The 12,539-nt window shown below is 68.9% G+C and carries 11 protein-coding genes; 7 read left to right on the top strand and 4 right to left on the bottom strand.

Annotated features, from left to right (window positions below):
* Positions 1 to 279 precede the first annotated feature (279 nt).
* On the bottom strand, positions 280 to 1,737 hold the full coding sequence (locus ACFV6V_RS25345; RefSeq protein WP_385569103.1) for an NF041680 family putative transposase: 1,458 nt from the start codon (positions 1,735 to 1,737) through the stop codon (positions 280 to 282).
* A 775-nt stretch (positions 1,738 to 2,512) separates the two neighbouring features.
* Between ACFV6V_RS25345 and ACFV6V_RS25340 the strand changes: the two genes are divergently transcribed.
* Positions 2,513 to 4,180, top strand: a complete 1,668-nt coding sequence (locus ACFV6V_RS25340) for a pentapeptide repeat-containing protein (RefSeq protein ID WP_385569101.1) — start codon at positions 2,513 to 2,515, stop codon at positions 4,178 to 4,180.
* 215 nt (positions 4,181 to 4,395) lie between these two features.
* Here the strand turns inward: ACFV6V_RS25340 and ACFV6V_RS25335 are convergent, their stop codons facing one another.
* The 3 genes from ACFV6V_RS25335 to ACFV6V_RS25325 all read right to left on the bottom strand — a co-directional run bounded on the left by ACFV6V_RS25335 (position 4,396) and on the right by ACFV6V_RS25325 (position 7,929).
* The gene (locus ACFV6V_RS25335) at positions 4,396 to 5,862 is read right to left on the bottom strand and encodes a catalase (protein WP_385569099.1); all 1,467 of its coding nucleotides are present in this window, start codon (positions 5,860 to 5,862) and stop codon (positions 4,396 to 4,398) included.
* A gap of 226 nt (positions 5,863 to 6,088) precedes the next feature.
* Positions 6,089 to 7,006, bottom strand: a complete 918-nt coding sequence (locus ACFV6V_RS25330; protein ID WP_385569097.1) for a 2-hydroxy-3-oxopropionate reductase — start codon at positions 7,004 to 7,006, stop codon at positions 6,089 to 6,091.
* A 65-nt stretch (positions 7,007 to 7,071) separates the two neighbouring features.
* Positions 7,072 to 7,929 carry a TIM barrel protein gene (locus ACFV6V_RS25325; protein WP_385569094.1) on the bottom strand — a complete coding sequence of 286 codons (858 nt, stop codon included), beginning with the start codon at positions 7,927 to 7,929 and terminating at the stop codon, positions 7,072 to 7,074.
* Positions 7,930 to 8,055: 126 nt separating this feature from the next.
* On the opposite strand from ACFV6V_RS25325, the gene ACFV6V_RS25320 reads away from it, so the two are divergent.
* From ACFV6V_RS25320 to ACFV6V_RS25295, 6 genes are all read left to right on the top strand, one after another.
* A complete protein-coding gene (locus tag ACFV6V_RS25320; protein ID WP_385569091.1) occupies positions 8,056 to 8,331 on the top strand; it encodes a hypothetical protein in 276 nt (91 codons plus the stop codon).
* The gene (locus ACFV6V_RS25315; RefSeq protein ID WP_385569089.1) at positions 8,328 to 8,717 is read left to right on the top strand and encodes a helix-turn-helix domain-containing protein; all 390 of its coding nucleotides are present in this window, start codon (positions 8,328 to 8,330) and stop codon (positions 8,715 to 8,717) included. The genes ACFV6V_RS25320 and ACFV6V_RS25315 overlap by 4 nt, the downstream gene beginning before the upstream one ends.
* 104 nt (positions 8,718 to 8,821) lie before the next feature.
* Positions 8,822 to 9,343, top strand: coding sequence for a 2-oxo-4-hydroxy-4-carboxy-5-ureidoimidazoline decarboxylase (gene uraD / locus ACFV6V_RS25310; RefSeq protein ID WP_385569086.1), 522 nt, complete (start codon positions 8,822 to 8,824; stop codon positions 9,341 to 9,343).
* Positions 9,340 to 9,777: a hydroxyisourate hydrolase gene (uraH, locus tag ACFV6V_RS25305; protein ID WP_385569083.1), complete on the top strand. Its 438-nt coding sequence runs from the start codon at positions 9,340 to 9,342 to the stop codon at positions 9,775 to 9,777. Before uraD ends, uraH begins: the two co-directional genes overlap by 4 nt.
* A gap of 6 nt (positions 9,778 to 9,783) precedes the next feature.
* Positions 9,784 to 10,731 carry a factor-independent urate hydroxylase gene (gene pucL / locus ACFV6V_RS25300; protein WP_385569081.1) on the top strand — a complete coding sequence of 316 codons (948 nt, stop codon included), beginning with the start codon at positions 9,784 to 9,786 and terminating at the stop codon, positions 10,729 to 10,731.
* A 180-nt stretch (positions 10,732 to 10,911) separates the two neighbouring features.
* Positions 10,912 to 12,315, top strand: coding sequence for an 8-oxoguanine deaminase (locus ACFV6V_RS25295; RefSeq protein WP_385569079.1), 1,404 nt, complete (start codon positions 10,912 to 10,914; stop codon positions 12,313 to 12,315).
* The last annotated feature ends 224 nt before the right edge of the window (positions 12,316 to 12,539 follow it).

The following is a 12,539-nucleotide window of genomic DNA, read 5'->3' as shown; positions in this document are numbered from 1 at the left end:
CAACAGAAGTTACCAGTGAGGAACTGTCGGTAACGAATCCGGGAACGCGTGGGAACGGGCGGGAGCGCGCGGAGACGCACAGGAATGTGGACTATCTGGGGTGCTAAGGGCTGTCCTGCAATACCCGGCGGACCAGCGCGTGGCGTCAGATGCGGTGCATCGCAAGGCGGAGAGTCGCGCTCATACTGGGTGTATTCGGGTGATTCGACAACGCAGCGAGGTGCCGTAGCTGTCGTCGTGCGCCCGGCGGGTATTGCGGGACAGCCCTTAGATTGATCTTTAACCTGTGCGGCGGGGACGTTGGGTCGTTGCCTTCTTTGTGCGTTGTCTCGCCGGGCCTTCTTTGCCGACGGTGTGCACGTCATAGCGTGCGGTGGGTTGGTTGTTCCTGCGGCCGGGTGGTCGTCCCGGGCCGGGCCGGGAGGATTTCGGTGCTCCGGCTGGGCAGGCGGCCTTCGGGCGGAGGTGCCGGAAATCGCGACGGACGCGTGCTGGGGTGAGCTTGTCGGGCGGAGTCGGTTTCTCCCAGGGCCTCCGGAGGTCTGCTGCCAGTGGGCGGGCGAGCCGTAGCTGGGTGAAGACCGAGAGGATTAGCCAGGTCCAGCGGTCCGCCGCCTCGGGTGTGCGGATCCTCGGGCAGGTCCAGCCCAGGGTCTGTTTGAAGAGCCGGAAGGTGTGCTCGATGTCGAAGCGTCGCAGGAACGCCTGCCAGAGCAGGTCGACCTGGACGGTGGTGGCGTCGGTGCCGGACCACCACAGCCACACTGGCTTCGGTGTGGCGCCGCTGGGCAGGTGCTCGACCTGGAAGAGGAGCACGGTGCCCTCGATGACCGGCAGCGTGCCGAGCTGGGTTGCCCAGGCGGAGCGGTGGGTCAGTCTCGGGTGCAGGCGGTCCCAGGCCCGTGCGGTGGCGGTGCCGTAGAGGCGGGTTTCGGTCACTGTCTGGGCGTCGGGAGTTTTCCAGGTGGCCGGGTCGCCGAAGACGAACTCGCCGCCGTGGCGGGGTGGCCGCCCCCGGACACCGGGCTCACGGGGCAAGACCGCACGTCGCAGGACACGGTCCGAACGCATCCGGCCCAGCACCTGCACCGGCAGGTCCTTCAGCAGGAAGGCCAGACGGGGCACGTCGTAGCCGGCGTCCACCACGATCAGGATCTCCGGATCGCCCTGGGCCCACTGCCCTGCTGAGGTCAGCCGTTCGATCAGTTCGCGCATCTGCCGGGCGGTGACCGTGGCGGCGTCGTCACCCGGTGCCAGGCGCAGCGCGTCCAGCGGTGCGGTCCAGGAACTGCGGCCCGTCTCCAGTGCGCAGATCACCGAGTACGGCCAGCCGGGAACGGGAATGTGCTGGTCCTTGCCCCGCCCGTAGGTGTGGCACAGGATGCGCTGCGGTGAGGTGTGGGCGCTGGGCCGCAACCAGCTGGTCAGGTCGGCGGCCAGCACCAGTCGGCCGTCCGCCGCCCGGGGCAGAGGCACCGTGGCCAGGGCCCGTCGCAGCCGGGCCACATCGACCCGGCCCGCGGCCAGGGCGTCGTAGAGCCCGCCGTGACCGCGCCGGTGCTCGCCCACCAGCGACAGCTCCACCAGAGAACGGACCGGACCATCCGCACACAACACCGCGTCCGCGAGTTCGAACAAGGCATCCGCACGCCTGGTCAGACAGGAGTAGAACTCACCCCGGAAGCGTGACAGTCCCGCAAAGGGATCCTGCCGGACAGCATGATGCGACAGACTCATCTCCACGGCCTTCGCGCTGAGCTTGTGTGTTCCTTGGTCGGATCACATGCTCAGCCGAAGGCCGCCCGCACGTACGGCAGTTACCAGTCCGAGTGATCAAGTACGAGACCTCGTTCGGACCCCGAGGTCAAAGATCAAGTTAGGGAGGTGTAGGGCATGTGGGGCAAGTCGTCCTCGGGACCCGTTGCCTGACAGATATTGCTCAGGCATGTACGGCATGTTCGTGACGCGGTACCAACCCCGAGTTCGGTTCGACCGAAACAAGGTCACAAATCGGATGCCATCACCGGCAGTCCGTGGCGTCCGACCGACAGAGGCACGGTGACACCACTTCCTCAGCCTCTGTATCGCTGCTTCGGACAGCCGATTTCGGGCTGCCTCGCCCGACGGCAATGTCGTCGCCACGACCGGACCTGAACCGGTACCAGCCCTCTGCGCGTCCTCACTTCTGCCTGCCCGGCACCTCGACACACATCTGCGGAGCTGCCGCACTATGAGCGCACCCTTACCCCCCTCCTGGCCGTGCTGCGGGCACGGAGCAGACCCGGCCACCGACCCGGTCGGCTGTCCCGGTATCCACGTCCCCGGCCACACTGCATGCCTGACCCACCTCACGAACACCGACCGCACCACCTACCTGACTGGCCTGACCCCCGGCGCCGACGTCGACCACCGAGGCACCCACTTCACATCAGACCTGCTGCAAGCCCTCCTCCACGCCCTCACCGACCCCGCTACCGGCAAACCCCAGCTCGGCACCGCCCGGTTCAATGGGGTGCAGTTCGACGGCGACGCGGTGTTCAGCGGGGCGCAGTTCTCCGGCGACACCTGGTTCGACCAGGCGCAGTTCGGCGGCGTCGCGGCGTTCAGGGGGGCGCAGTTCTCCGGCAGCGCGCAGTTCAACGAGACGCGGTTCTCCGGCAGCGCGTACTTCAACGAGACGCAGTTCTCCGTCAGCGCCTCGTTCGACCAGGTGCAGTTCTCCGGCATCGCCTGGTTCCGCGATGCACAGTTTCCCTTTGGCGCCTGGTTCGGCGGGGCGCAGTTCTCCGGCGACACCCAATTCGACCTCGCGCAGTTCTCCGAACTTGCCTGGTTCCGCGATGCACAGTTTTCCAGCAAAGCTTCCTTCTGCAACGCGCAGTTTTCCTGCACCGCCCGGTTCGACCAGGTGCAGTTCTTCGGCGACGCCCAATTCGCGAGCGCACAGTTCCCTGACGGCGCCAGGTTCGGCGGGGCGCAGTTCTCCGGCGACGCCTGGTTCGGCGGGGCGCAGTTCTCCCGCTCCGCCTGGTTCGACGGTGTGCGCTTTGAGGGTGTGTCGGTCTTGGGACCGTTGGTATGCGCGGAGCGGGTCGTGTTGTCGGGGGCGGTGTTCGTTCTGCCGGTGACCCTGGAGATAGCCGCAGCGACGGTGGTGTGTGCCCGAACGCGGTGGGAGTCGACGGCCGTGATGCGGCTGCGGTATGCGGACGTGGACCTTGGTCACGCAGTTCTCACAGCCCCCACCGCGGTCGTCGTCCACCCCACCCCCTTCACCCACGAGGACAGCGCTGTGGGTGCGGCTCTGCTGACAGGCGCCGACCCTCAGAACCCGCGCCCGCCAGACCGGGTACGGGTCCTGTCGGTGCAAGGCGTGGATGCCGCACACCTGGTCCTGACCGACACGGACCTCACCGCATGCCTGTTCTCCGGGGCCTTCCATCTCGACCAGATCCGCCTGGAAGGCCGCACCACCTTTGACGACACCCCCAGAGGCCGGCACTGGCGCGGCATCCGCCCCATCCGCTACACCCGCCGGCGCACCCTCGCGGAGGAACACCACTGGCGCGCCCACACACTCGGTGAGGGCTCCGGGTGGCATCGCCCAGACCCCCCGGACCCTGCTCACACCTCTGATTCGGTAGACGTCGCCGCCCTGTACCGGCAGCTACGCAAGGCCTTCGAGGACGGCAAGAACGAACCCGGCGCCGCCGACTTCTACTATGGCGAGTCCGAAATGCGCCGCCACGACCTCACCGGCACCGCCAAGGGCGAACGCCGCCTGCTGTGGGGATACTGGCTGCTGTCCGGCTACGGCCTGCGCGCCTCTCGCGCCTTCACCTGGCTGTTCGCCTCCATGACATTGACCGTGTTGCTTCTGATGGGCGTCGGCCTGCCCAGCCAAGACCCGGACCCCGCCACCAGGGGTACCGTCCACGGCAGCAAGATCAGTCTGACGACCAAGGCCCCCGACGCCGTCCTGGAGGGCAAGTGGCCGCAGCGGTGGTCCTGGAAACGAGCGGAGAAGGCCACCCGCGTCGCCGTCAACTCGGTCGTCTTCCGCTCCAGCGGCCAGAACCTCACCACCGCCGGTACCTACATCGAGATGACCTCCCGCCTGCTCGAACCCACACTCCTCGCCCTCGGCGTCCTCGCCATCCGCGGACGCATCAAACGCTGAATCATCCCCAGTTACGTGCCTGACTTGCCTGAACCACGGACCATCCCCCTGAGCTGCACAGGAACCCATCGTCCCCTGCACAAGAGGGGACGAGGTGGGACCGCGGCGGGGCGGTGGGCTTTGCGTCCCGCCTTCCTTCAGGTCAGGAAGGGGGACGGGGCGGCCCGTACCACCGCACTGGCTCGCGCCCGCCGCGGTCCGGTCTGGGGGGTGTCTCAGGCGTCGCGCAGGGCGTGGACCGCCTCCTCGACGCGCCTGCCGTAGTCGGCGTCGGCGGCGTGGAAGTGCGCCAGGTTCTTCTCGACCACGTCGTCACGGGACACCTGGGAGAGGCCGCCGGCGATGTTCGCCACCAGGCGCTGCTTCTCCTCCTGCGACATCAGCCGGTAGAGCTCACCCGCCTGGTGGAAGTCGTCGTCCTTGCTGTGCGCCAGGGTGGCGTGGGTGCCCGTCCAGCCCTGGACGGCCAGCGGGGCCGACAGCGCGGTGCCCGTCTGGGCGGGCCCGGAGTGGGAGTTGGGCTCGTAGTTCTTGTCGTAGCGGGAGCCGTTGCGGGTGGCCATGAGACCGTCCCGGCCGTAGTTGTCCGCGGCTCCGCCCGGGACTCCCTGCGGGGAGTTGACCGGAAGCTGGGTGTGGTTGACACCGAGGCGGTAGCGGTGCGCGTCCGCGTAGGCGAAGAGACGGCCCTGGAGCATCCTGTCCGGCGAAGGGCCGATTCCCGGAACGAAGTTGTTCGGTGAGAACGCCGCCTGCTCGACCTCGGCGAAGATGTTCTCGGGGTTGCGGTCGAGCACCAGCCGGCCCACGCGGTGCAGCGGGTAGTCGGCGTGCGGCCAGACCTTGGTGAGGTCGAACGGGTTGAAGCGGTAGTCCGCCGCCTCGGCCGCGGGCATGATCTGCACGTACAGGGTCCAGGACGGCTTCACACCCCGCTCGATGGCCTGGAGCAGATCCGTCTGGTGGCTGGCAGGGTCCTGGCCGGCGAGCTCGGCGGCCCGCTCGGAGGTGAGGCAGCGGACGCCCTGGTCGGTCTTGAAGTGGTACTTGACGAAGAAGGCCTCGCCCTCGGCGTTGGTCCACTGATAGGTGTGCGAACCGTAGCCGTTCATGTGGCGGTACGAGGCGGGTATGCCCCGGTCGCCCATCAGCCAGGTGATCTGGTGCGTGGCCTCGGGGGCATGGGCCCAGAAGTCCCATACGTTGTCCGGCTCCTGACGGCCCGTGAACGGGTCGCGCTTCTGGGAGTGGATGAAGTCGGGGAACTTGACGGGGTCCCTGATGAAGAACACCGGTGTGTTGTTGCCGACGAGGTCGTAGTTGCCCTCCGCGGTGTAGAACTTCAGCGCGAAGCCCCGCGGGTCGCGCACCGCGTCGGCGCCCCCGAGCGCGTCGGCCACGGTCGAGAACCGGATGAACGTGTCGGTGCGCCTGCCGACCTCGGAGAGGAAGTCCGCCCTGGTGTACGCGGTGACGTCGTCCGTCACCTCGAAGTGGCCGTACGCTCCCGAGCCGCGGGCGTGTACGACCCGCTCCGGGATGCGCTCGCGGTTGAAGCGCGCCAGCTTTTCCAGTAGGTGCTGGTCCTGGAGCAGCAGCGGACCGCCGGCACCTGCGGTGGCGGAGTTCTGGTTGTCGGCGACCGGAGCACCGGACTCGGTCGTCAGCACGCGCTTCGACATGGGGCGGGAAGACCTTCCGTACGGGAGATCGGGAGACACCGGGGAGCCCGGGAGCCCCCGACGGCAGTGGGCGTGGCAGGAGCCTAGGTTTGCCCCGGCAACAGCGTCAACATTTTGTTGAAATGGTGGGTGTGCATCCGGGCCGTGGCGGCACCTGGGCGCGACAGGACAGTTGTCGGTGCGGCCACGGCCCGGAAGTCCGGGGCCTGAGCCCGGCAGGGCGGGCTCAGGCGAACTGCCCGCCGGAGAGCCGCTCGACGGCCCGCAGCAGTGCGGAGTGGTCAAGACCGCCGTCGCCCTGCGCGCGCAGGGAGGCGACGAGCTGGGCCACCACCGCGCCGACCGGCAGTGCGGCGCCCACGGCGCGGGCGGCGTCGGTGACGATTCCCATGTCCTTGTGGTGGAGGTCGATCCGGAAGCCCGGCGTGAAGTCACGGTTCAGGAAGTTGTCCTTCTTGCGGGCCAGCACGGTCGAGCCCGCGAGCCCACCGTTCAGTACGTCCAGGGCCGCACGCAGGTCCACACCCGACTTCTCCAGGAAGACGACCGCCTCGGCGCAGGCCTGGATGTTGACCGCCACGATGAGCTGGTTCGCGGCCTTGACCGTCTGGCCCGAGCCGTGCGGACCGCACAGGACGATGGTCCTGCCCAGCGCCTCCAGAAGCGGCAGCGCCTCGTCGAAGGCCTCCCGGGCGCCGCCGACCATGATGGACAGCACCGCTTCGATCGCGCCCGCCTCACCGCCCGACACCGGGGCGTCCAGGACGCGGATGCCCCTGCCTGCGGCGGCCTTCGCCAGGTCGATGGAGGTCTGCGGGGTGATCGATGACATGTCGATCAGCAGGGCGCCCTCGCGTGCGTTCTCCAGGATGCCGTCATGGCCGTAGGAGACGGCCTCGACCTGCGGGGACGCCGGGACCATCGTGACGATGACGTCCGCCTGCGCGACCGCCTCGGCGATGGAGGCCGCGACCTTGCCGCCGGCCGCGGCGAGCCGGTCGAGCTTGTCCTGTTCCAAGGTGAAACCGGTGACCTCGTAGCCGGCCTTCAGCAGGTTCTCGGACATGGGCGAACCCATGATGCCGAGGCCGATCCAGGCCACCTTGGGCAGGGTCGTGCGGGTGGAGTCCGTGGGGGTGCTCATAGGGGGCCTTGCCTTCCTGGAAGCTGTTGTTGCGGAGGTGGGGCGGGTGCGGTGGCGAGGTGCCTTCAGCGCCCGGATCGGGCGCCGGACGGAAGCCAGTCGAAGGCCCCGGCGCTCGGGCGGTCCCCGGGCTTGTACTCAAGGCCGATCCAGCCGTCGTAACCGGCGTTCCGCAGCTCCTCGAGATGCCGCCCCAGCGGGAGCGAACCGGTGCCCGGTGCGCCGCGCCCCGGGTTGTCCGCGATCTGGACGTGGCCGGTCTTGCCGGCGCACTCCGCGATGACCGCGCTGACGTCCTCGCCGTTCATCGACAGGTGGTAGATGTCGAGCAGGAACCTGGCATTTCCCAGGCCGGTCGCCGCGTTCACCTTGTCCACGACCTCGATCGCGGACGGGGCGCTCACCAGTGGGTAGAGCGGGGACTCGGGCTTGTTGAGGGTCTCGATCAGCACCGTCGCGCCCACCCGCTCGGCCGCGCGGGCCGCCAGCACCAGGTTCTCCAGCGCCAGTTCGTCCTGTGCGGCCGGATCGACGCCCTCGACGCGGTTGCCGTACAGCGCGTTGAGCGCCGTGCAACCGACCGACGCGGCGAAGTCGGCCGCGACGTCGATGTTGGCGCGGAAGCGCTCCGACTCCTCGCCCGGCACGGACAGGGCGCCGCGGTCAGGGCCCGGGAGCTGCCCCGCGTAGAAGTTCAGCCCCACCAACCGGGTGCCCGCGTCCGAAAGGGCCGCGCGCAGTCCGTCCAGCTCGCTCTGGGCGGGGGTGGGGGTCTCCGTCCAGGGCCACCACAGCTCGACTGCCGCGAAACCGGCGGCAGCGGCGGCGGCCGGGCGCTCCAGCAGCGGGTACTCGGTGAAGAGGATCGACAGATTCACGTCGAAGCGCCGGTCCGTGACCGCGGCTTCGGGGAAGCGGGCCATAAGGACACGCTCCTTCCGTATAGCGGAAGCTTGTTTCTGCTTAATGGAAGATTGCCTCTCGTGGGGGAGGGCTGTCAAGGGGCGGCCGTCGCAAGGGCGGCGGGTGGGCGGGCTTACCGTGTGGGCATGCGATTGCGAGTGGAGTTCACGACCGAGCCCTTCGACCTGGACGAAGCGCCGGCGCATGCCCTGGTGGCCCGTGAGGTCATCCAGGCGGCCGATCTCGACGCCGTGGACGTCGGGCCCTTCGGCAACACGGCGGAAGGTGCCACGGATGCGGTGCTCACCGCGGTCGACTCGCTGCTCCGCCAGACCCTGGGGGCAGGTGCCACCCGTGTATCGCTCCAGGTCAGCGTCATTCCGGGTGCTCCGGGTGCTCCGGGTGAGGGGGGCGAGCGGTGACAGAGTCCGTAGACCGGTCCGCGGACCATCCGCTGGTCGTCGCCGTGCAGCCGCTCGTGGACGCCATGGGCGGGCGGATACTCGCACCGGATCAGGCGGAGCGTGACGATGTCGTGCTCACCTGGGAGGGCGCGGAGGTGCTGGCCGTGCGCCTGCCGCAGCTCGCGGAGTCCCTGGATCACATCCTGGCCGCGATGGAGCGCACCTACGGCATGCCGCTGAAGGCGCTCGACCGCAAGACGAAACAGTCGGTCGTGCGCACCCTCGAGGCGCGCGGGGCCTTCTCCGTGCGGCATGGTGTGGAGACCGTCGCGGGCGCGCTGGGTGTGAGCCGATTTACCGTCTACAACTACCTGAACCGGGAGAACGCCGCGAAGGGCGAGTAGGGCGGGGCCCGTGGGGGCGCCGCATTTCAACAAAGTGTTGACGTGGCGTCGGTGGAAGGCGTTAGCTGTCCACAGCCCGTCTCACGCACTGCACGGAGGCTCCCGTGTCCTCGACTCCCGTACCGGGCCTGGCCCGGTTCAATACCGCCGCGGACAGCGCGGCGGCCGCCGAGCTGCACGAGGTGTGCGCCAGTGCCACCTGGGGGAGGAGCGTGCTCGCCCGGCGTCCCTACGCCACCGTCGAAGCCCTCTGCTCCGCCAGTGACGCCGCGATGGCGGAGCTGACCGCGGACGATCTGGCCGAAGCGATGGCGGGGCATCCGCCGATCGGGCGCCCGAAGCCCGGTGACCCGACCTCCGCGCGGGAACAGCGGGGGATGGCAGGGGTCTCCGATGAGCTCAGGGCGGAGATGCTGGAGCTGAACCTGGACTACCAGGAGAAGTTCGGCCATGTCTTCCTCATCTGCGCCACCGGCCGCACCGGCGAGCAGATGCGCGACGCCCTCCGCGAGCGGATCGACCACTCGTCCGAGCAGGAGCGGGAGATCGTCCGCACCGAACTGGGCAAGATCAATCGCATCCGGCTGGCCCGACTCGTAGTGCCCGCGGAGGAAGAGAACCGATGACCAGTACCAACGCCGCAGCAGCTCCGCACACCTCGGTGTCCACACACATCCTGGACACCAGCGTCGGCCGCCCCGCGCAGGGCGTCGCCGTCTCCCTGTCCGCCCGCGAGGGATCCGGCGCCGCATGGGCGGCGCTCGGGAAGTCGGCGACCGACCCGGACGGACGATGCAAGGACCTCCCGGCCCTGCCGGAGGGCACCACCCATGTACGTCTCGACTTCGGTACCGAGGACTACTTCCTCGGACAAGGACAGGGTCCAGCCGTAGTCGCAGCCGACCAGCAAGCCGATGCGCAGCAGGACGCCCCCGCGAATCGGGACAGCGGTGCGTTCTTCCCGGAAGTGGCGATCACCTTCGCCGTCAAGCCGGGCGAGCACTACCACGTACCGCTGCTGCTCAACCCGTTCGGCTACTCCGTTTACCGAGGGAGCTAGCAGACAATGACAGCCCAATCCCGTCCCGCCCGCCCCGTCCTCCTCGGCCAGAACCAGTACGGCAAAGCCGAGAACCGCGTCGTCAAGATCACCCGCGAGGGCGCGACCCACCACATCAAGGACCTGAACGTCTCCGTCGCCCTGTCGGGTGACATGGACGAGGTCCACTACTCCGGCTCGAACGCCAGCGTGCTGCCGACGGACACCACCAAGAACACGGTGTACGCCTTCGCCAAGGAGCACGGCATCGAGTCCGCCGAGCAGTTCGGCATCCACCTCGCCCGCCACTTCGTCACCTCGCAGGAGCCGATCAAGCGGGCGCGCATCCGCATCGAGGAGTACGCCTGGGAGCGCATCCCGGCGTCCGGCGCCAACTCCAGGTTCGTCGGGGCTGACGAGATCAAGCACTCCTTCGTCCGCAAGGGCCAGGAGACCCGGCTCACCCAGATCACCTACGACGGCGCGCGGTGGGAGGTGATCTCCGGCCTCAAGGACCTGGTGGTCATGAACTCCACCAACTCGGAGTTCTGGGGCTATGTGAAGGACAAGTACACCACCCTCCAGGAGGCGCACGACCGCATCCTCGCCACCGAGGTGTCCGGCCGCTGGCGCTTCAACTGGAGCGACGAGGACGAGCGCATGCCAGACTGGGAGAAGTCCTACGCGGCGACCAGGAAGCACATGCTCGAGGCTTTCGCCGAGACCTACTCCCTGTCGCTCCAGCAGACGCTGTACCAGATGGGTGCGCGCATCATCGATCACCGCGCCGAGATCGACGAGGTCCGTTTCTCGCTGCCGAACAAGCACCACTTCCTCGTGGACCTGGAGCCCTTCGGCCTCAAGAACGACAATGAGGTCTACTTCGCCGCCGACCGGCCCTACGGACTGATCGAGGCCACGATCCTGCGGGACGGCGCCGAAGCGCTGATCCCGGTGGACATGTCCAACCTGTGAGCGAGTGGTCCGGGTCCCTACCCGTTCGGCGTCCGGCCCGGACCGCCCGGAACACCAACTCCATGAACTCGGCACCCGGAGCACCACGGGTCCACACAGCAGGGTGACTCGCTCCGGCACTCAAATCCTCTGGGCCCTGCCGTGCCCGCTCCGCCACCGAAAGCATGAGGAAGTAGTCCCATGGCAGCATCGGCAGCCCCTGACCAGCCGGTCGAGCGGATCGTCATCGAGAACTGCGCGATCGCGACCGTCGACGCCGACGACACCGAGTACGCCGACGGCCATGTGGTCGTCGCGGGCAACCGGATCGAGTCCATCGGGGCGGGCAAGGCTCCCGAGCGGTTGGTGAACGTGGTCCGCCGTATCGACGGCACCGGACACCTCGTCACTCCCGGCCTGGTCAACACCCACCACCACTTCTACCAGTGGATCACCCGCGGCCTCGCCACCGACCACAACCTCTTCAACTGGCTGGTCGCGCTCTACCCGACGTGGGCCCGCGTCGACGAGCAGATGGTGCACTCCGCCGCCCAGGGCTCCCTGGCGATGATGGCGCGCGGCGGCGTCACCACTGCCATGGACCACCACTACGTCTTCCCGAAGGACTCCGGAGACCTCTCCGGCGCGATCATCCGCGCCGCGTCCGACATGGGCGTCCGCTTCACCCTGGCCCGGGGCTCCATGGACCGCAGCGAGAAGGACGGCGGGCTGCCCCCCGACTTCGCCGTCGAGACCCTCGAAGGCGCGCTCGCCGCCACCGAGGAGACCATCGACAAGCACCACGACGCCTCCTTCGAGGCGATGACCCAGATCGCCGTCGCCCCCTGCTCTCCCTTCTCCGTCTCCACCGAACTGCTCAAGCAGGGCGCCGAGCTGGCCCGCCGCAAGGGCGTACGCCTGCACACCCACGGCAGCGAGACGGTGGAGGAGGAGCAGTTCTGCCACGAGCTGTTCGGCATGGGCCCGACCGACTACTTCGAGTCGACCGGCTGGCTCGGTGAGGACGTGTGGATGGCCCACTGCGTCCATATGAACGACTCCGACATCGCGGCCTTCGCCCGCACCCGGACGGGTGTCGCGCACTGCCCCTCGTCCAACGCCCGCCTCGCCGCCGGAATCGCCCGCGTACCGGACATGCTCGCGGCCGGGGTCCCGGTCGGACTCGGGGTGGACGGCACCGCCTCCAACGAGTCGGGCGAGCTGCACACCGAACTGCGCAACGCCCTGCTGATCAACCGGCTCAGCGCGGTGCACCGCGAGGCCGCGCTCAACGCCCGCCAGGCTCTGCGCCTCGGTACGTACGGCGGTGCCCAAGTGCTCGGCCGTGCCGGGCAGATCGGCTCGCTGGAGTCCGGCAAGCTGGCCGATCTGGTGCTCTGGCGGCTCGACACACTGGCCCACGCCTCGATCGCCGACCCGGTGACCGCCCTGGTCTTCGGCGCCGCGGCACCGGTCACCCTCTCCCTCGTGAACGGCAGGCCCGTGGTCGAGAACGACCGCCTGCTGCACGCCGACGAGGACGCCATCGCCCGCTCCACGCGGGCGGAGGCTCAGCGGCTCGCGCGCATCGCCGCAGGAGCCTGAGCACCCCGGACACCCGGACGAGGGGGACGGCCCTCGTCCGGGCGCCGTGCACCCGAGCGGGGTACACGGCAGCCGCCGCCGGGGGGGGGGGGGGGGGCGCGCGGCCCCCGGGGGGTTGGGGGGTGAGGGGGGGTTGTTGTCGGCGGGGAGGGGCGAAGACCGAGAGGATGGTGGCCGTGCTGAGCTGGCGCGCGAGTGCGCCACTTACGGCGTAAGTACGAGAC

The organism is Streptomyces sp. NPDC059828 (assembly GCF_042731955.1).
Classification (GTDB): Bacteria; Actinomycetota; Actinomycetes; order Streptomycetales; family Streptomycetaceae; genus Streptomyces.
The sequence above is the reverse complement of the archived record's forward strand: the minus strand, read 5'-3'. Positions and strand labels throughout refer to the sequence as shown.